The following is a 16541-nucleotide window of genomic DNA, read 5'->3' as shown; positions in this document are numbered from 1 at the left end:
AATTCTCATAACCGCGGAGCGGAGTTAGAACTTCGGATGATAAACGCGGCTGCAACCGATCGGTCGATATCCGGGAGAGAGAAAATACGGTGTTATACGGCCAGATATATGATGGTGTAATGATTTATCGGCGGTATTTTAAGGCTGGCCGCTGCTGAAGATACGGCAATAGGGAAGGAAATGTATAAAAAATCCACGCAATAGCGTGGATTTTACCGATTCTGGCGTTTTCATGAGATTGGATAAAACCTCATGAGACGAGCCATTCTCATTAGACGTTAAACAAGAAGTTCATAATATCGCCATCCTTCACGATATAATCTTTACCTTCTGCACGCATTTTCCCGGCTTCTTTCGCGCCTTGTTCGCCTTTATAGGTAATAAAGTCTTCAAAGGCGATCGTCTGCGCGCGGATAAAGCCTTTCTCGAAATCGGTATGGATTTTTCCCGCTGCCTGAGGGGCGGTTGCGCCAACCGGGATAGTCCATGCGCGAACTTCTTTCACGCCGGCGGTGAAGTAGGTCTGTAGGTTCAGCAGCTCGTAACCGGCACGGATAACCCGGTTCAAACCCGGTTCTTCCAGACCCATCTCAGCCATAAATTCATCGCGATCGGCATCGTCCAGCTCAGCGATATCAGCCTCAACGGCCGCACACACCGCAACCACCACGGAACCTTCGGCGGCGGCAATTTCACGAACTTTGTCGAGATAGGGATTGTTCTCAAAGCCATCTTCGTTGACGTTTGCGATATACATAGTTGGCTTCAGCGTCAGGAAGCTCAGGTATTTGATGGCGGCTTTGTCTTCATCGGTCAGGTCTTTCAGGGCACGCAGCATACCGGCGTTCTCCAGATGCGGGAGGCATTTTTCCAGCGCCGCCAGTTCTGCTTTAGCGTCTTTATCGCCGCCTTTCGCTTTTTTCTGCACCCGGTGGATAGCGCGCTCGCAGGTGTCCAGATCGGACAGCGCCAGCTCAGTGTTGATCACGTCGATGTCGTTAGCCGGGTCCACTTTGTTATTTACGTGGATGATGTTGTCGTTTTCAAAGCAGCGCACCACATGGCCGATAGCTTCGGTTTCGCGGATGTTGGTCAGAAACTGGTTACCCAGACCTTCACCTTTAGAGGCCCCTTTTACCAGACCTGCGATATCAACGAATTCCATCGTCGTGGGCAAAATACGCTGCGGTTTGACGATTTCAGCCAGTTTGTCCAGACGCGGATCGGGCATCGGCACGACACCGGTGTTCGGCTCAATGGTACAGAAGGGGAAGTTGGCCGCTTCAATACCCGCTTTAGTGAGCGCATTGAACAGGGTGGATTTGCCGACGTTGGGCAAACCGACGATACCGCATTTGAATCCCATGATTTAAATCACCTTAATCTTTGGATAATCAATCTGTTACGATGAACAGATTGCAGAAAAGTTAATAACTACGCCTATTATACACGGTGCGTGATAAAAATTCCGCACGTCGACCGGTTAATGCGCTTTAAACGCGTGTAAACGATTGGTCGCTTTGGTGAGCCCATCTTTCATCCACACTTCAGTGCAGCGAGCCGCTTCGTCAATGGCTTCATCAATCAGCTTCTGTTCACCGGCTGGCGGTTTGCCCAGGACGAAACCGACGACTTTATTTTTATCACCTGGATGACCGATTCCCACGCGTAAGCGGTGAAAGTTCGGGTTATTACCCAGCTTGCTGATGATATCCTTCAGTCCATTATGTCCCCCATGACCGCCGCCAAGTTTGAACTTAGCAACGCCGGGGGGTAAGTCGAGCTCATCGTGGGCGACCAGAATTTCATCCGGATTGATACGAAAGAAGGTCGCCATCGCGGCGACGGCTTTACCGCTAAGGTTCATAAAGGTCGTCGGGACCAGCAAACGAATATCCTCACCCGCAAGGGTAATCCGCGAGGTGTAGCCGAAGAATTTGCTCTCTTCACGTAGCGGCGCACGATGACGCTCAGCCAGTAAATCCACATACCAGGCACCCGCGTTATGGCGGGTTGCCGCGTACTCAGCGCCGGGGTTCGCCAGGCCGACAATCAGTTTTATCGTCACTTTTTTATCCTGCATGGATCGTTCTCTGGGGCGTAGTGTACTGTCTGCGCGCACGGTTGACAAAACTCTGCCAACGAAGCGCGGCGGATAAGGATAATTACCCGGTTGAATAATTAGAATTTGATATTGTTCAGGGGCTTATTTGTAAATTTTTGTTAGCGCGCGGTGTGCTTATGTGACCGCTCACGCAATCAGCAGATTGGTCATTGTCTATACTATACCCATAGGATTTGGGGATATTCCCATGCAACCCAAGGTTCCGGAGGTGACATATGAAACGCAGAAACGCTTCGTTACTCGGTAATGTGCTGATGGGGATGGGGTTGGTCGTCATGGTTGTCGGCGTTGGCTACTCTATTTTAAACCAGCTTCCACAGCTTGACCTGCCGCAGATTTTCGCGCATGGCGCGATCCTGAGTATTTTTGTTGGCGCGGTGCTGTGGCTGGCGGGCGCACGTATCGGCGGTCATGAGCAGGTCAGCGACAGATACTGGTGGGTTCGCCACTATGATAAACGCTGCCGTCGCGATCAGCATCGCCACAGTTAAGTAAATTCCTTTCACCAGCCGTTGATAACGGCTGGTGCGTTTTAATGTAGCCTGTTCAGGCAGTCCACTTATTGTCCCCTGTATTGGTCATCATATTGTGAGCGCACTTTCGTGGCGATGCTATTGAACGGATTACCCATGGTGTCTTACTCCCTGGATCACTATTGCCTGCATCGGCGGACATCCAGATGCGCGGTGATGCAGGGCATTCGGATGTGCGTAATCTACACAGATACCATGCGTAAATCAGCCGACGCTTCGTTACGCCATAGAGCAGGAACCGCATTGACGAAGGAGATATGGAGGAGAGCCAGGTGCCCGGCAAGATGGTGCGGCAGGCGCGGGGCCTGCCGCCGGGTAATTAAAGATCCGCCAGCGCGGCGTTACGGTCCGGGTAGAAGCTCAGGCGACCCGGAATCGGTTTGACGCCGGCACGGGCCAGCGTACGCAGCGGCTGGAATTCGAGGTTGGAGACGCGCAGTTCGCAGCCTTCAGGCAGCTTTTTCACGAAGCGCTGGAAGGCATCCAGCCCGCCGGCATCCAGCACCGGCACCGCATCCCATTTCAGCACCACGATGCGTTTGCCCGTGATTCGCGTCTCCAGATCGGTAAACAGCCCCTCAGCGGCGGCGAAAAACAGCGGCCCGATGACGCGCAGCACCAGCACGTCATCCGGAACCTCGACATTAACTGGCGCAAGGCGGGTCATACGCGCAATCCGCCGCATAAACAGCAGGGAGGCCAGCACAATACCGATGCTGATGGCGATGACCATATCAAATAGCACGGTCAGCGACATACACAACAGCATCACAATGATGTCGTCTTTTGGCGCGTAGCGCAGCAGGTTAATCACCTTATGCGCTTCACTCATATTCCATGCCACCATCAGCAGCAACGCCGCCATTGCGGAAAGCGGTAGCCAGGAGAGCAGGGGCGCGAGGACCAGCAGCGCCATGATCACCAGCAGCGCGTGGATCACAGCGGAAATCGGCGAGGTCGCGCCAGCACGGACGTTAGCGGCGGAACGGGCGATGGCTGCGGTGGCAGTAATTCCCCCGAAGAAGGGGGCGACAATGTTCCCCAGACCCTGACCAATCAGTTCGCTGTTGGCTTTATGCTTGGTGCCTGTCATACCATCCAGCACCACGGCGCAGAGTAGAGATTCAATCGCCCCGAGCATGGCCATTGAGAACGCAGCGGGGAGCAGCGCCTGTAATGAAGACCAGTTAAGCGTGAAGTCTGAACCTGGCATATTCCACGGCAGTACCAGTTGCGGCAGTAACTGAGGAATACCGTTACCCTGGCTACCATCGGCGAGAATATAGTGGAACTGCGAGCCAATGGTGGCGACGTTGTCGCCAAGCAGGTTAGCCACGCCCATAACCATACAGCCCGCCAGCAAGGCCGGGAGGTGTCCTGGCAACCGGATACCAAGGCGAGGCCAGATAATCAGCGTGCCCAGTGTGACAATGCCAATGACGGCATCACCCAGATTAATGGTCGGCAGCGCCATGACCAGTGCGGCGACTTTCTGCAAATAATGTTCAGGTACATGCGCCATCTGCAAACCAAGAAAATCTTTAATTTGCATGGTACCAATGGTAATACCGATCCCTGAGGTGAAGCCGAGCGTGACCGATAGCGGAATATATTCAATCAGGCGACCAAAGCGCGCCAGACCAAAAAAAATCAAGAACAGCCCCGAAAGTAATGTCGCCACCAGCAGCCCTGAAAGGCCGAACTGTTGCGAGACGGGATACAGAATGACCACGAAAGCGGCGGTCGGACCGGAAACGCTAAAGCGCGACCCGCCGGTTAACGCAATGACGATCCCCGCCAGCGCCGAGGTATAAAGACCGTACTGAGGCGCCACGCCACTGCCAATAGCCAGCGCCATTGCCAGCGGAATAGCGATAATCCCAACGGTTATCCCGGCAATGACATCGCGAGTAAACCGCGAAACGGTATATTTTTCTTTCCAGCAAGCGTCGATGAGGGCGCGGAAAGGCATCACATGTGAGGAAAATAATCTGTTCACAATAATGTTTGATCCATAAGCGCATCATCTGTCAACTGAATGGCAGGTGAAGGAGGCATTAGTCATTCCCACGTCATTATTCCGAAAGCCAGTACTGGCGGCGGTCGCCGGCTGATCTGGACCTTGCTGGCCGTAACGCGCCGCATGACTCCCCGCGCGTCAGCCACCTGTTGCCAGTCATTTTCGTTGCCGCCTTACTGTGTCCGAAATGATTTTGTGGAATAAAAGTTCAGGGACAAAAAAAACCCGCCGCAGCGGGTTTTTATGCCAGGCTCGATTAATGTTCGAACATAGCAGAAATAGATTCTTCGTTGCTGATACGACGAATCGCTTCGGCCAACATACCAGACAGCGTCAGGGTACGAACTTTATCCAGCGCTTTGATTTCTGGCGTCAGCGGAATAGTATCGCAGACGACAAATTCGTCAATCACCGAATTTTTGATGTTCTGAATGGCGTTGCCAGAGAAGATCGGGTGCGTCGCGTAGGCGAAGACCCGTTTTGCACCACGCTCTTTCAGCGCTTCCGCCGCTTTACACAGCGTACCACCGGTATCAATCATATCATCGACCATAACGCAGTCACGGCCTGCAACGTCACCAATGATGTGCATCACCTGAGAAACGTTAGCGCGCGGACGACGTTTATCGATGATCGCCATGTCGGTATCGTTCAGCAGTTTGGCGATCGCGCGGGCGCGAACAACGCCACCGATGTCCGGAGAAACCACGATCGGGTTATCCAGGTTCAGCTGCAGCATATCCTCCAGCAGGATTGGGCTGCCGAATACGTTATCAACCGGAACGTCAAAGAAGCCCTGAATTTGCTCGGCGTGCAGGTCAACGGTCAGCACGCGGTCGACGCCAACGCTGGAGAGGAAATCGGCAACCACTTTTGCGGTGATAGGCACACGAGCAGAACGAACACGACGGTCCTGACGAGCGTAACCGAAGTAAGGGATAACGGCGGTGATACGACCTGCCGAAGCACGACGCAGAGCATCGACCATAACAACCAGTTCCATCAGGTTGTCATTGGTGGGAGCACAAGTGGACTGGATGATGAAAATATCACCACCGCGTACGTTTTCATTGATTTGTACGCTGACTTCGCCGTCGCTAAAACGACCTACAGCGGCGTCGCCAAGAGAAGTGTACAGACGGTTGGCAATACGTTGTGCTAGTTCCGGGGTGGCGTTACCAGCAAAAAGCTTCATATCAGGCACGAGAAGAACCTCAGGCATGCGTCCAGTGGTGGATGAAATGAGCCAAAAAAAAGTGCGGGTGGGCACGATTTCATCCAGGCGGTGTATTTAAAGAGCCCGATGCAACGTCTGGAACAAGGTGACGTTGTCACCGTAACTCAGTTTCCCCGGCGTTTTCTCCATCGTTGCTGAAATCAGCAGGCCTGGAGCAGCGCTTGCTTGAGCGGAGAGATGTTAACACCTCGCGCCACAAAGCCATGCAGCCATGCCGGGGCTTTTTCAAGCACCTGACGAGCGGCGGATTCCGTGTTAAATTCAGCAAACACACAGGCACCGGTGCCAGTCAGGCGCGACGGCGCATATTCTAGCAGCCAGGAAAGCGCCGCATCAACCTCACGAAAACGTTTTCTTGCGATAACCTCGCAATCATTACCGAATTTACATTTTAATAACGTCTCAAGTGACCGCCGGGGTGTATTGCGGGGGAGTTCAGGATCGCGAAATATGATCGGCGTAGGGATACTGATGCCGGGATGGGCCACCAGATACCACTTCTCTTCGGGATCGGCGGGGGTCAGAATTTCACCGACGCCTTCGGCAAAAGCCGCATGGCCGTGGACAAATACCGGCACATCGGCACCCAACTGCAAACCTAAATCCGCCAACTGATTTTCGCTCAGGCCGCAACCCCATAAGTGATTGAGCGCTACCAGCACGGTCGCGGCGTTGGACGAACCGCCGCCGAGACCGCCTCCCATCGGCAGAATTTTGTCGATACGGATATCGGCGCCGCTACCGGCCGGAAGCTTCCCGGCGTGTTTCGCCGTTCGCATCAGTAGCCTGGCCGCGCGGATAATCAGATTCTCTTCATCAGGCACGCCGTCAACCGGCGTCAGCAGTTGCAGTTTGCCATCGTCACGCGGTTCAATAGTCAGCGTATCGCCATAGTCAAGAAACTGAAATAGCGTCTGCAGCCTGTGATAACCATCGGCGCGCTGGCCGGTAATATATAAAAACAGGTTCAATTTTGCGGGAGAAGGCCAGCGGGTCATCATTTCACAATCCAGTTATCCATTTTCAGCTTGAGGCGCTGATGACCATCGTTGAGTTCCATATTGGTCGGTAGCGAAGGTTTCGTGTCGGTGGAGTAGCTGTCCCAGGTGACGCGCCAGGTTTTACCGTTTTGCCTGTAGCTCAGTTTGCGCAGGCGGTACTGGTCATCCAGCGCGTAATCAGTGGCCGCGCCAGGCAGGCCAATAATCCACTGGCGCAGGCTGTTAAGCGGGATCGGCATGCCGGTCAGGCGGGCGAGCATCTCTTCCGCATTGGTCGCCGTGTAGGTCTGGCCTTTATTATCAATAATTTGTACGCTACCGGGTTGTGCGGTTAACGAGAGCTCGGTGCTGCCGAGCGGGTTAGTCAGTAGCAGGCGATAGCGGTCCTGGCCGGTTTGTTGCCAGAAGAAGCGGGCATACACCTTTTGCTCATCAGAAAGATAAGCAAAGGCTCCGCGCGTCTGGAACTGGCTGAGGTTGCGGACATCTTGCTGGTGCTGACGCCACTGCGGAGAGTCCGGACTTTTGCCCGGTCCCTGCGGCGCATTAATGGTACAGGCGGTCAGAACGAGGCTTGCCAGCGGCAACAGACGGAACAGTCGATTCATAATGATGACAAATCCTTGATGTCTACAGTGAAATGCGGCGAATGGAATAAAGAGGCGGCCGATTTGTGTAGCGGGTTGCAATAATAGCCTTTAATGCTAGCGTTGACGGGCGGTAGCGTCTACGTTCAAGTTGTCTGAAATCAAAAAATTACTGTTAATGGCTATTACTCCAAAAGGGGGGCCTCTCTTTTATTGATTACGCGCATCCTGTATGATGCCTGCAGACTAACCTTAGCAACGCTGGTACTACTCCCTCACAATGACCCTTTTAGCTCTTGGTATTAATCACAAAACAGCCCCGGTAGCGCTGCGAGAACGTGTAACGTTTTCGCCGGATACGCTCGATCAGGCGCTGGAGAGCTTACTGGCTCAACCCATGGTGCAGGGTGGGGTGGTGCTGTCGACCTGTAACCGTACGGAACTCTATCTCAGCGTTGAAGAGCAGGATAACCTCCAGCAAGCGCTTATTCGCTGGCTGTGCGATTACCATGGCTTAAACGAAGACGATCTGCGCAAAAGTCTCTACTGGCATCAGGATAACGATGCGGTCAGTCATCTGATGCGTGTCGCCAGCGGTCTTGATTCGCTGGTGCTGGGCGAACCGCAGATCCTCGGGCAGGTAAAAAAAGCCTTCGCTGATTCCAGCCGTGGGCATCTGAACGTCAGCGAACTGGAGCGTATGTTCCAGAAATCGTTCTCGGTGGCCAAACGCGTGCGTACCGAAACCGATATTGGCGCCAGCGCAGTCTCCGTGGCGTTTGCCGCCTGCACCCTGGCGCGACAAATCTTTGAATCACTCACAAGTGTTACCGTGTTGCTGGTTGGCGCCGGGGAAACCATTGAACTGGTGGCCCGCCATTTGCGCGAGCATAAGGTGCGTAAAATGGTGATTGCTAACCGCACTCGCGAGCGTGCTCAGGCGCTGGCTGATGAAGTCGGCGCCGAAGTGATCGCATTAAGCGATATTGATGAAAGGTTGAAAGACGCCGATATCATCATTAGTTCCACCGCCAGCCCGCTGCCGATCATCGGCAAGGGGATGATGGAGCGGGCGCTGAAGGCGCGCCGCAATCAGCCGATGTTGCTGGTGGATATTGCCGTGCCGCGTGATGTTGAACCGGAAGTCGGTAAACTGGCCAACGCCTATCTCTATAGCGTGGATGATTTGCAAAATATCATTCAGCATAACCTGGCCCAGCGTCAGGCTGCGGCGGTGCAGGCGGAAACCATTGTCGAGCAGGAAACCAGCGAATTTATGGCCTGGCTGCGCGCTCAGAGCGCCAGCGAGACGATTCGTGAATATCGCGCCCAGGCCGAGCAGGTTCGAGAGGAACTGACGGCAAAAGCGCTGGCGGCGCTGAGTCAGGGCGGCGATGCGCAGGAAATCATGCAGGATCTGGCGCGTAAGTTGACTAATCGCCTGATCCACTCGCCAACGAAATCTCTTCAGCAGGCTGCCCGTGACGGGGATGATGAACGCCTGCATATTCTGCGCAACAGCCTCGGGCTGGAATAGCGCACCTTATCTCTCTTTTTTCAGGACAGGGTGAATTCACGCCTATGAAGCCTTCTATTGTTGCCAAACTGGAAGCCCTTTACGAACGCCATGAGGAAGTTCAGGCGTTACTCGGCGATGCCTCGACCATTGCCGATCAGGATAAATTCCGCGCGCTGTCGCGGGAATATGCACAGCTCAGCGACGTCGCCCGCTGCTATACCGACTGGCGTCAGTTGCAGGATGATATTGACGCCGCGCAGCTGATGCTTGACGATCCGGAAATGCGCGAAATGGCGCAGGAAGAACTACGCGAAGCGAAAGAAAAAGGCGAGCAGATGGAACAGCAACTGCAGGTGCTGCTGTTGCCAAAAGATCCCGATGATGAACGTAACGCATTTGTGGAAGTCCGCGCCGGAACCGGCGGCGATGAAGCGGCGTTGTTCGCCGGCGATCTGTTCCGCATGTACAGCCGCTATGCGGAATCTCGCCGCTGGCGCGTCGAAATCATGAGCGCTAATGAAGGCGAGCATGGCGGTTTTAAAGAAGTGATCGCCAAGATCAGCGGCGACGGCGTCTATGGGCGCCTGAAGTTCGAGTCTGGCGGCCATCGCGTGCAGCGTGTACCGGCCACCGAATCTCAGGGGCGTATCCATACTTCCGCCTGTACCGTGGCGGTGATGCCGGAGCTGCCGGAAGCGGAACTGCCGGATATCAGCCCGGCGGATCTGCGTATTGATACCTTCCGCTCTTCCGGGGCAGGCGGTCAGCACGTTAACACCACCGACTCGGCTATCCGTATTACCCACTTGCCGACCGGTATTGTCGTTGAGTGCCAGGATGAACGCTCCCAGCACAAAAACAAAGCTAAAGCGCTATCGGTGCTGGGGGCGCGTATTCGTGCAGCGGAAGTCGCTAAACGTCAGCAGGCGGAAGCCTCCGAGCGCCGTAACCTGCTGGGCAGCGGCGATCGCAGCGATCGTAACCGCACCTATAACTATCCCCAGGGGCGCGTTACCGATCACCGCATCAACCTGACGCTTTACCGGCTGGATGAGGCAATGGAAGGTAAGCTGGATATGCTGATTGAGCCGATCGTTCAGGAATATCAGGCCGACCAGCTGGCCGCGCTTTCCGAGCAGGAATGATGACTTTTCAGCAGTGGTTGATCCAGGCTATCGCTCGTCTTGGCCAAAGTGAAAGTCCGCGCCGGGATGCCGAAATTTTGCTCGGTCACGTGACCGGCAAAGCGCGGACCTGGATTCTCGCATTTGGAGAAACGGTTCTGACAGGGCAACAAGCGGCGGAACTTGAAACGCTGCTGAGCCGTCGCGAGCAGGGCGAGCCGGTAGCCCACCTGGTGGGGCAGCGCGAGTTCTGGTCGTTACCGCTGTTTGTTTCTCCCGCCACGCTGATCCCGCGCCCGGATACCGAATGCCTGGTTGAACAGGCGCTCGCGCGGCTACCGTCGACGCCGTGCCGAATCCTCGATTTAGGCACCGGCACCGGGGCTATCGCTCTGGCGCTGGCCAGCGAACGTCCGGATTGCGACGTCACCGCCGTTGACTTTATACCTGACGCGGTTGCCCTGGCCGCGCGCAATGTCGCTCATCTTGCGATTACCAATGTTAATGTGTTGCAGAGCAACTGGTTCAGCGCGCTCGAAGGCCAGCGGTTCGACATCATCGTCGGCAATCCGCCTTATATCGACGAAATCGATCCGCATCTTGAACAGGGTGATGTGCGTTTTGAACCGAAAACGGCGCTGGTCGCCGCCGATTCAGGTCTGGCCGATCTGGCGCATATCATCCGCGAAGGCCGCCGTTTCCTTGAGCACAACGGTGTTATGCTGCTGGAACATGGCTGGATGCAGGGGGAAGCGGTGCGCGGCATTTTCCGCGAGGCGGGATATCGTCATGTTGCTACCTGCCGTGATTATGGCGACAACGAGCGCCTGACGATCGGGCAATATCAGGGGACATATGAATCTGTTTAACACGGTACTGTATCTGCATATCGCCTGCGTGGTGGTATCGGTCAGCCTGTTCATCCTGCGCTACTGGTGGAGCTGGAGCGATAACCCTCTGCGCCACCAGCGCTGGGTACGCATTACACCGCACTGTAGCGATACGCTGCTGTTTCTCAGCGGCGCCGCGTTAATGGCAATAACGCACTATCTGCCGTTCACCGACGACGGGACATGGCTGACTGAGAAGCTGTTTGGCGTTATCATTTATATCGCATTGGGTTTTATCGCGCTGGGCCGTCGTCGTCCGCGCAGTCAGCAGAGCCGGTTTATCGCCTTTCTGCTGGCTCTGGTGGTGTTGTTTATCATTATTCAACTCGCCATCACAAGAATACCGTTATTGGGGTAAGTCATGAGGTCGTTAGCTGATTTCGAATTTAATAAAGCGCCGTTATGTGATGGCATGGTCCTCATTTCTGAATTAATCCGCGACGATTTTCCGACGCATTATGTACAGGATGAACTGGAGCGGCTGTTGGCCCTGGCGCAGGAAGAAATTGCCTCTTCATGGGACCATGAGCGCCAGATAGCGCGGTTGCTGGAGCTTTTCTATCACGACTGGGGATTCAGCGACTCACATGGCGTTTACCGTCTGTCCGATGCGCTGTGGCTGGATAAAGTGCTGAATAATCGCCAGGGGAGCGCGGTATCGTTAGGCGCCATTTTCCTCTGGATTGCCCAGCGTCTGTCGCTGCCGGTGGTGCCGGTGATTTTTCCGACGCAGATGCTGCTTCGCGCCGATCCTGAAGAGAGCCAGGAAATGTGGCTGGTTAACCCGTTTAACGGCGAAACGCTGGATGAGCACACGCTGGAAGTGTGGCTGAAGGGGAATATCAGTCCGATCGCCGAGCTGTTTAACGAAGACCTTGATGAGGCCGACAACGCAGAAGTGATTCGTAAGCTGCTCGATACCCTGAAATCGGCGCTGATGGAAGAGCGGCAGATGGAACTGGCTTTACGGACCAGCGAAACCCTGCTGCAATTCAACCCGGAAGACCCGTATGAAATTCGCGATCGCGGGCTTATATACGCGCAACTGGATTGCGATCATGTGGCGTTGCAGGATCTTAATTATTTCGTTGAACAGTGTCCGGAAGATCCGATCAGCGAAATGATCCGTGCTCAGATCAACAACATTTCACATAAACAAATTACATTGCATTAGTCTGAAACCATTCCGGTTACTCCCTGATAAGGCAAATTTATGAAACAAAAAGTGGTTAGCATTGGTGATATCAACGTAGCAAATGACCTGCCATTCGTCCTGTTTGGTGGGATGAACGTGCTGGAATCCCGCGATCTCGCGATGCGTATCTGCGAACAGTATGTCACCGTCACGCAGAAGCTGGGTATTCCGTACGTGTTCAAAGCCTCTTTTGATAAAGCTAACCGTTCTTCCATTCACTCCTATCGCGGGCCGGGTCTGGAAGAAGGAATGAAGATTTTCCAGGAGCTGAAACAAACTTTCGGCGTGAAAATTATCACCGACGTTCATGAGGCCAGTCAGGCGCAGCCAGTGGCTGATGTGGTTGACGTTATTCAACTCCCCGCGTTCCTTGCTCGCCAGACTGACCTGGTGGAAGCGATGGCGAAAACTGGCGCGGTTATCAACGTGAAGAAGCCGCAGTTTGTCAGCCCGGGTCAGATGGGGAATATCGTTGATAAGTTCATTGAAGGCGGCAACGATAAAGTGATTCTTTGCGATCGTGGTTCGAACTTCGGTTACGACAATCTGGTTGTCGATATGCTGGGATTTGGGGTGATGAAAAAAGCCTCCAGCAACTCACCGGTTATCTTTGACGTCACTCACTCTCTGCAATGTCGTGATCCGTTTGGCGCCGCTTCCGGCGGCCGTCGCGCGCAGGTGGCTGAACTGGCGCGCGCGGGCATGGCGGTTGGCATCGCCGGGCTGTTTATTGAAGCGCATCCGGATCCGGAACACGCAAAATGCGACGGCCCGTCCGCGCTGCCGCTGGATAAACTGGAGCCGTTCCTCAAGCAGATGAAAGCCATCGACGATCTGGTTAAAAGCTTCCCTGAGCTGGACACCAGCAAGTAATTGCTTCTGAAATGCCAAAGCCTGCCCGTTGCAAAACCGGCAGGCTTTTTTATTCCCCGCCAGGCGGGGAACACTCAGGCAAAAATGGTCATCAGATAAGCGGCGAACAGCGCCAGATGCGCCGCGCCATTCAGTACATTGGTGCGTCCGGTGGAGAAGGAGATTTTGCACAGCACCAGCGAAGCGACCATCACCACCATTTCCGGCGCGCCGAGGCCAAAGCGCAATTCGTTGCCGGTGAGGAAGGCGATAAGCGTCACGACCGGAACCGTCAGGGAAATGGTCGCCAGCACCGAACCGAAAAACAGATTCATCGCTCTCTGTACCTGATTGTTAAGTACCGCTTTCAGCGCGCCCAGGCCTTCCGGGGAGAGAATCAGCAGAGCGACCAGAAAACCGGTGAAGGCGACGGGAGCATTCATGCTGGTTAGCAGCGTCTCCAGCGGAATTGCGTTCATTTTGGTAACGGCAATGACCGCAATCAGGTGGATCAGCAGCCAGACGGTATGCCACTGGCTGCTATGTGCCGAGGGTTTGCCGTGGTGCGGATCATCGTCGTCGCCGTCATCCTCATGTTCATAAACAAACAGACTCTGGTGCGTTTTGGTCTGAATCAGCAGGAACACGCCGTACATGGCGGCGGAAATCAGCGCGACCAACAGCGACTGTGCGGTGGTAAAGTTGGCCCCGGGCAGCGCCATCGGGAACACCAGCACGATAATCGCCAGCGGAAAGAGGGCGATCAAATACTGTTTGATGCCAAACAGATTCATATACTGGGTAGCGAATTTACTGCCGCCCAGCAACAATGAAAAACCGACCAGACCGCCGGTGACAATCATAATGATCGAATAAAGCGTATCGCGCATCAGCGTGGGCGCAGTGTCGCCGGTGGCCATTAATGCAGAAATGAGGCTGACCTCAAGAATGACCACGGAGAGGCTCAAAATTAATGAGCCATAGGGTTCACCCAGCCGGTGTGCCAGGACGTCGGCGTGGCGCACGACGCTAAATGCGCTACTCAAAATCCCGATCAGCGCCAGGATATTAATGGCAATGGCGACTGGCAGTGACGGGTTGCTTCCCCAGAAAAACAGCACTGCCAGCGCCAGAAGCGGAAAAACGAGGGAAGTCTCCTTGTGGCGGGTTTTTACCGCCTCATGTGCATCGGTCATGAACCATCTCCAGGTGTGCAGGTGTTAGAATTATAGATACCGTAACTGCATAAAATAACAGACATTGATGGAGATAATTTACTTTTTTACTTAAATTTACCCCTCTTGCCCAATAAGCAGCGTAAATCGCCATAAAATGGGGTTAGTAATTTTTTGTATTTATTATTCAGATAATTACTAAAATGTTTTTCGCATTTATCCATCCGCTTGCCAGACATAAAACCCTGTTCCAGACTGTATGTTCAGCCGTATTCTGGAGGTCAATATGCCCTATAGCTGCAAGCGTGAATTACCCGATAGCGTCCGGCACGTCCTGCCTGCGCATGCCCAGGAGATGTATAAAGAGGCTTTTAACAGCGCCTGGGAACAGTATAAGCATAAAGAAGAGCGACGAGATAACGCCAGTCGTGAAGAAACGGCGCACAAAGTCGCCTGGGCAGCGGTTAAAAATGCTTATCAAAAAGGCGATGATGATGATAAGTGGCATAAGAAAAAATAATCGCTTTGGCTACGTTATCTGCTGTCCCGGCCCTTGCCCGCGGGTCCTCCATTGCTTATTGTCAAATAAAGCCGGATAATAATTCGGCAATACTTCACGGATGGATCGGAGAATCGCGGGGAAGCGGGCAGTGGCGGAGGTAGTAGAAAGTGTTAACTCGTGATTTCTTGATCAATGCGGATTGTAAAACAGCGTTTGGCGCTATTGAGGAATCGCTTCTCTGGTCAGCAGAGCAACGAGCTGCGTCTTTGGCAGCAACGCTGGCCTGTCGTCCAGATGATGGCTCGGTGTGGATCTTTGGCTATGGCTCGCTGATGTGGAATCCGGCGCTGGAGTACCGTGAATCCTGTACCGGTACATTGCCGGGCTGGCATCGTGCGTTTTGTCTGCGGCTCACCGCCGGACGCGGTAGCGTGAATCAGCCGGGGCGCATGCTGGCGCTGAAAGAGGGCGGACGCACCACCGGCGTCGCTTACCGCCTGCCCGATGAAACCCTCGAAGAAGAACTGACGCTCCTGTGGAAGCGAGAGATGATCACCGGCTGCTATCTGCCGACCTGGTGTAAACTGGATCTTGATGATGGCCGCCAGGTTAATGCATTAGTCTTTATTATGGATCCGCGCCACCCGCTGTTTGAAGCGGATACCAGCGCGCAGGTGATCGCTCCGCTGATCGCGCGCGCCAGCGGTCCGCTTGGCACCAATGCGCAGTATCTGTTTGCGCTCGATCAGGAGCTGCGTAAACTCGGCATGTACGATGCGTGCCTCGACGATCTGGTCGGGAAGGTGCGTCATTTGCTGGGGGAAAACAGCCAGCCTGGGCTGGCTTGAGGATAAATCGCCCGGTTTGCCCCGGGCGAAGGTTATCAGGCGGGAACGTAGCTGATTGAGTGCTCCAGCGACTGGCTGTGGCTGTCGATGAGAACGTTCCAGGTGCCGCTGTACGGCACGGTCAGATACGCGCTATCTCTGTCCTGCACACTCAGAATATCCGCATGACTGTCGCCAGGCACTTTGGCGCTCATCAGATGAATATGGCAGCGCTCGGAGCAACGCACTACCAAAGTATCACCGCCAAACAACGTTAAACTTGCTTTTACCATTGCCATTTACTCTCAACCCCATTTCTGTCTACAGCGTCCTGCCAGCCCATTAACCCGCGTGATATTGTTCACACTTTGTTCTATGCATAACACCAAAGGGAAGGCGGGCTGATGCTGATTTTGATCAAAAAATGGAGTAACGATTAAACAAAAATGACATTGTGCCTGAAAGCTTTCAGCTGGCATTGTTTTCGATTAATAAACGCCGCCAGCCTGATATTAAATCCCGTTTAAAGGCCACTTTTTAGAAAGTCAGGACGTTATCCGCCGCCAGCGTCCACTGCGCCAGTTCCACAAGCGTACCAATCTCCACCCCCTCAATCAGCGGTAGCGCGCTGACTCCCCGGCCATCGGCGCAGGTTTTGCATAGCTTCACCGGTACGTTTTGCGCGGTAAGGATCTCCAGCATCTGCTGGATGTTATAGCCTTCCGTCGGCTTCTGACCGCGTAGCCCGGCCGTGACCGCATCTGACATTAAAAACAGCTTGAGCTCCAGGTCGGACTGCTGTTCGCGCAGGGCAATGGCCAGGCGCAGGCTATTAAACAGGGATTCGCTGCCGTAGGCGGCACCGTTAGCGATAATCACAATGCGTTGCATAAGGACTCCTTCTATAAGGCACGGTTATTGCTAGGTTGAAGTATAAAGCGTTAACCCGGGAGG

General features: G+C 54.1%; 18 protein-coding genes. 9 read left to right on the top strand and 9 right to left on the bottom strand.

The window, feature by feature from the left end; genetic code table 11:
* Positions 1 to 271 precede the first annotated feature (271 nt).
* Both ychF and pth read right to left on the bottom strand, forming a co-directional pair.
* Positions 272 to 1366, bottom strand: coding sequence for a redox-regulated ATPase YchF (ychF, locus tag ABK821_RS10840; RefSeq protein ID WP_138360321.1), 1095 nt, complete (start codon positions 1364 to 1366; stop codon positions 272 to 274).
* Positions 1367 to 1483: 117 nt separating this feature from the next.
* Positions 1484 to 2068: an aminoacyl-tRNA hydrolase gene (pth, locus tag ABK821_RS10835; protein WP_308561372.1), complete on the bottom strand. Its 585-nt coding sequence runs from the start codon at positions 2066 to 2068 to the stop codon at positions 1484 to 1486.
* A gap of 272 nt (positions 2069 to 2340) precedes the next feature.
* Between pth and ychH the strand changes: the two genes are divergently transcribed.
* The gene (gene ychH / locus ABK821_RS10830) at positions 2341 to 2616 is read left to right on the top strand and encodes a stress-induced protein YchH (protein ID WP_138360323.1); all 276 of its coding nucleotides are present in this window, start codon (positions 2341 to 2343) and stop codon (positions 2614 to 2616) included.
* Between the two features lie 361 nt (positions 2617 to 2977).
* Here ychH and dauA read toward each other — a convergent pair whose 3' ends face one another.
* The 4 genes from dauA to lolB all read right to left on the bottom strand — a co-directional run bounded on the left by dauA (position 2978) and on the right by lolB (position 7524).
* Complete coding sequence (dauA, locus tag ABK821_RS10825) at positions 2978 to 4657, bottom strand: C4-dicarboxylic acid transporter DauA (protein ID WP_395033940.1); 1680 nt, start codon at positions 4655 to 4657, stop codon at positions 2978 to 2980.
* A gap of 277 nt (positions 4658 to 4934) precedes the next feature.
* A complete protein-coding gene (gene prs, locus ABK821_RS10820) occupies positions 4935 to 5882 on the bottom strand; it encodes a ribose-phosphate diphosphokinase (protein ID WP_015367113.1) in 948 nt (315 codons plus the stop codon).
* A 173-nt stretch (positions 5883 to 6055) separates the two neighbouring features.
* A complete protein-coding gene (gene ispE, locus ABK821_RS10815; protein WP_171034850.1) occupies positions 6056 to 6913 on the bottom strand; it encodes a 4-(cytidine 5'-diphospho)-2-C-methyl-D-erythritol kinase in 858 nt (285 codons plus the stop codon).
* Positions 6913 to 7524 carry a lipoprotein insertase outer membrane protein LolB gene (lolB, locus tag ABK821_RS10810; RefSeq protein WP_138360326.1) on the bottom strand — a complete coding sequence of 204 codons (612 nt, stop codon included), beginning with the start codon at positions 7522 to 7524 and terminating at the stop codon, positions 6913 to 6915. Before lolB ends, ispE begins: the two co-directional genes overlap by 1 nt.
* A gap of 259 nt (positions 7525 to 7783) precedes the next feature.
* On the opposite strand from lolB, the gene hemA reads away from it, so the two are divergent.
* From hemA to kdsA, 6 genes are read left to right on the top strand one after another with little or no spacing between them, the layout of a single operon-like run.
* Positions 7784 to 9040, top strand: a complete 1257-nt coding sequence (gene hemA, locus ABK821_RS10805) for a glutamyl-tRNA reductase (protein WP_138360327.1) — start codon at positions 7784 to 7786, stop codon at positions 9038 to 9040.
* A gap of 44 nt (positions 9041 to 9084) precedes the next feature.
* On the top strand, positions 9085 to 10167 hold the full coding sequence (gene prfA, locus ABK821_RS10800; RefSeq protein ID WP_343178673.1) for a peptide chain release factor 1: 1083 nt from the start codon (positions 9085 to 9087) through the stop codon (positions 10165 to 10167).
* A complete protein-coding gene (gene prmC, locus ABK821_RS10795; RefSeq protein ID WP_343178678.1) occupies positions 10167 to 11015 on the top strand; it encodes a peptide chain release factor N(5)-glutamine methyltransferase in 849 nt (282 codons plus the stop codon). Before prfA ends, prmC begins: the two co-directional genes overlap by 1 nt.
* Entirely contained in the window at positions 11002 to 11394 is a 393-nt protein-coding gene (gene sirB2, locus ABK821_RS10790) for an invasion regulator SirB2 (protein WP_142501438.1), read from the top strand. The genes prmC and sirB2 overlap by 14 nt, the downstream gene beginning before the upstream one ends.
* Before the next feature lie 3 nt (positions 11395 to 11397).
* The gene (sirB1, locus tag ABK821_RS10785) at positions 11398 to 12210 is read left to right on the top strand and encodes an invasion regulator SirB1 (protein ID WP_138360330.1); all 813 of its coding nucleotides are present in this window, start codon (positions 11398 to 11400) and stop codon (positions 12208 to 12210) included.
* A gap of 39 nt (positions 12211 to 12249) precedes the next feature.
* Complete coding sequence (gene kdsA / locus ABK821_RS10780) at positions 12250 to 13104, top strand: 3-deoxy-8-phosphooctulonate synthase (RefSeq protein WP_308561382.1); 855 nt, start codon at positions 12250 to 12252, stop codon at positions 13102 to 13104.
* Positions 13105 to 13178: 74 nt separating this feature from the next.
* On the opposite strand, the gene chaA is transcribed toward kdsA, so the two are convergent.
* Positions 13179 to 14279: a sodium-potassium/proton antiporter ChaA gene (gene chaA, locus ABK821_RS10775; RefSeq protein WP_142501436.1), complete on the bottom strand. Its 1101-nt coding sequence runs from the start codon at positions 14277 to 14279 to the stop codon at positions 13179 to 13181.
* A 265-nt stretch (positions 14280 to 14544) separates the two neighbouring features.
* Between chaA and chaB the strand changes: the two genes are divergently transcribed.
* Positions 14545 to 14778, top strand: coding sequence for a putative cation transport regulator ChaB (chaB, locus tag ABK821_RS10770; RefSeq protein ID WP_343178672.1), 234 nt, complete (start codon positions 14545 to 14547; stop codon positions 14776 to 14778).
* Positions 14779 to 14927: 149 nt separating this feature from the next.
* Entirely contained in the window at positions 14928 to 15608 is a 681-nt protein-coding gene (locus ABK821_RS10765; protein ID WP_138360334.1) for a gamma-glutamylcyclotransferase, read from the top strand.
* Positions 15609 to 15643: 35 nt separating this feature from the next.
* Here the strand turns inward: ABK821_RS10765 and ABK821_RS10760 are convergent, their stop codons facing one another.
* Together ABK821_RS10760 and ABK821_RS10755 are read right to left on the bottom strand one after the other, a co-directional pair.
* Entirely contained in the window at positions 15644 to 15886 is a 243-nt protein-coding gene (locus ABK821_RS10760) for a DUF1883 domain-containing protein (protein ID WP_002910387.1), read from the bottom strand.
* Between the two features lie 238 nt (positions 15887 to 16124).
* Positions 16125 to 16478, bottom strand: a complete 354-nt coding sequence (locus ABK821_RS10755; RefSeq protein WP_138360335.1) for a DsrE/DsrF/TusD sulfur relay family protein — start codon at positions 16476 to 16478, stop codon at positions 16125 to 16127.
* Between the last annotated feature and the right edge of the window lie 63 nt (positions 16479 to 16541).

Source organism: Klebsiella sp. KE9456 (assembly GCF_043832615.1).
GTDB classification, from domain to species: Bacteria; Pseudomonadota; Gammaproteobacteria; order Enterobacterales; family Enterobacteriaceae; genus Klebsiella; species Klebsiella indica.
The sequence above is the reverse complement of the archived record's forward strand: the minus strand, read 5'-3'. Positions and strand labels throughout refer to the sequence as shown.

Coding starts and splice junctions, on each gene's coding strand:
- ispE (WP_171034850.1), bottom strand. CDS start 6,913: ATGACCCGCTGGCCTTCTCCCGCAAAATTGAACCTGTTTTTATATATT.
- lolB (WP_138360326.1), bottom strand. CDS start 7,524: ATGAATCGACTGTTCCGTCTGTTGCCGCTGGCAAGCCTCGTTCTGACC.
- hemA (WP_138360327.1), top strand. CDS start 7,784: ATGACCCTTTTAGCTCTTGGTATTAATCACAAAACAGCCCCGGTAGCG.
- ABK821_RS10760 (WP_002910387.1), bottom strand. CDS start 15,886: ATGGCAATGGTAAAAGCAAGTTTAACGTTGTTTGGCGGTGATACTTTG.
- sirB2 (WP_142501438.1), top strand. CDS start 11,002: ATGAATCTGTTTAACACGGTACTGTATCTGCATATCGCCTGCGTGGTG.
- ychH (WP_138360323.1), top strand. CDS start 2,341: ATGAAACGCAGAAACGCTTCGTTACTCGGTAATGTGCTGATGGGGATG.
- ychF (WP_138360321.1), bottom strand. CDS start 1,366: ATGGGATTCAAATGCGGTATCGTCGGTTTGCCCAACGTCGGCAAATCC.
- prfA (WP_343178673.1), top strand. CDS start 9,085: ATGAAGCCTTCTATTGTTGCCAAACTGGAAGCCCTTTACGAACGCCAT.
- chaA (WP_142501436.1), bottom strand. CDS start 14,279: ATGACCGATGCACATGAGGCGGTAAAAACCCGCCACAAGGAGACTTCC.
- chaB (WP_343178672.1), top strand. CDS start 14,545: ATGCCCTATAGCTGCAAGCGTGAATTACCCGATAGCGTCCGGCACGTC.
- kdsA (WP_308561382.1), top strand. CDS start 12,250: ATGAAACAAAAAGTGGTTAGCATTGGTGATATCAACGTAGCAAATGAC.
- prmC (WP_343178678.1), top strand. CDS start 10,167: ATGACTTTTCAGCAGTGGTTGATCCAGGCTATCGCTCGTCTTGGCCAA.
- ABK821_RS10755 (WP_138360335.1), bottom strand. CDS start 16,478: ATGCAACGCATTGTGATTATCGCTAACGGTGCCGCCTACGGCAGCGAA.
- sirB1 (WP_138360330.1), top strand. CDS start 11,398: ATGAGGTCGTTAGCTGATTTCGAATTTAATAAAGCGCCGTTATGTGAT.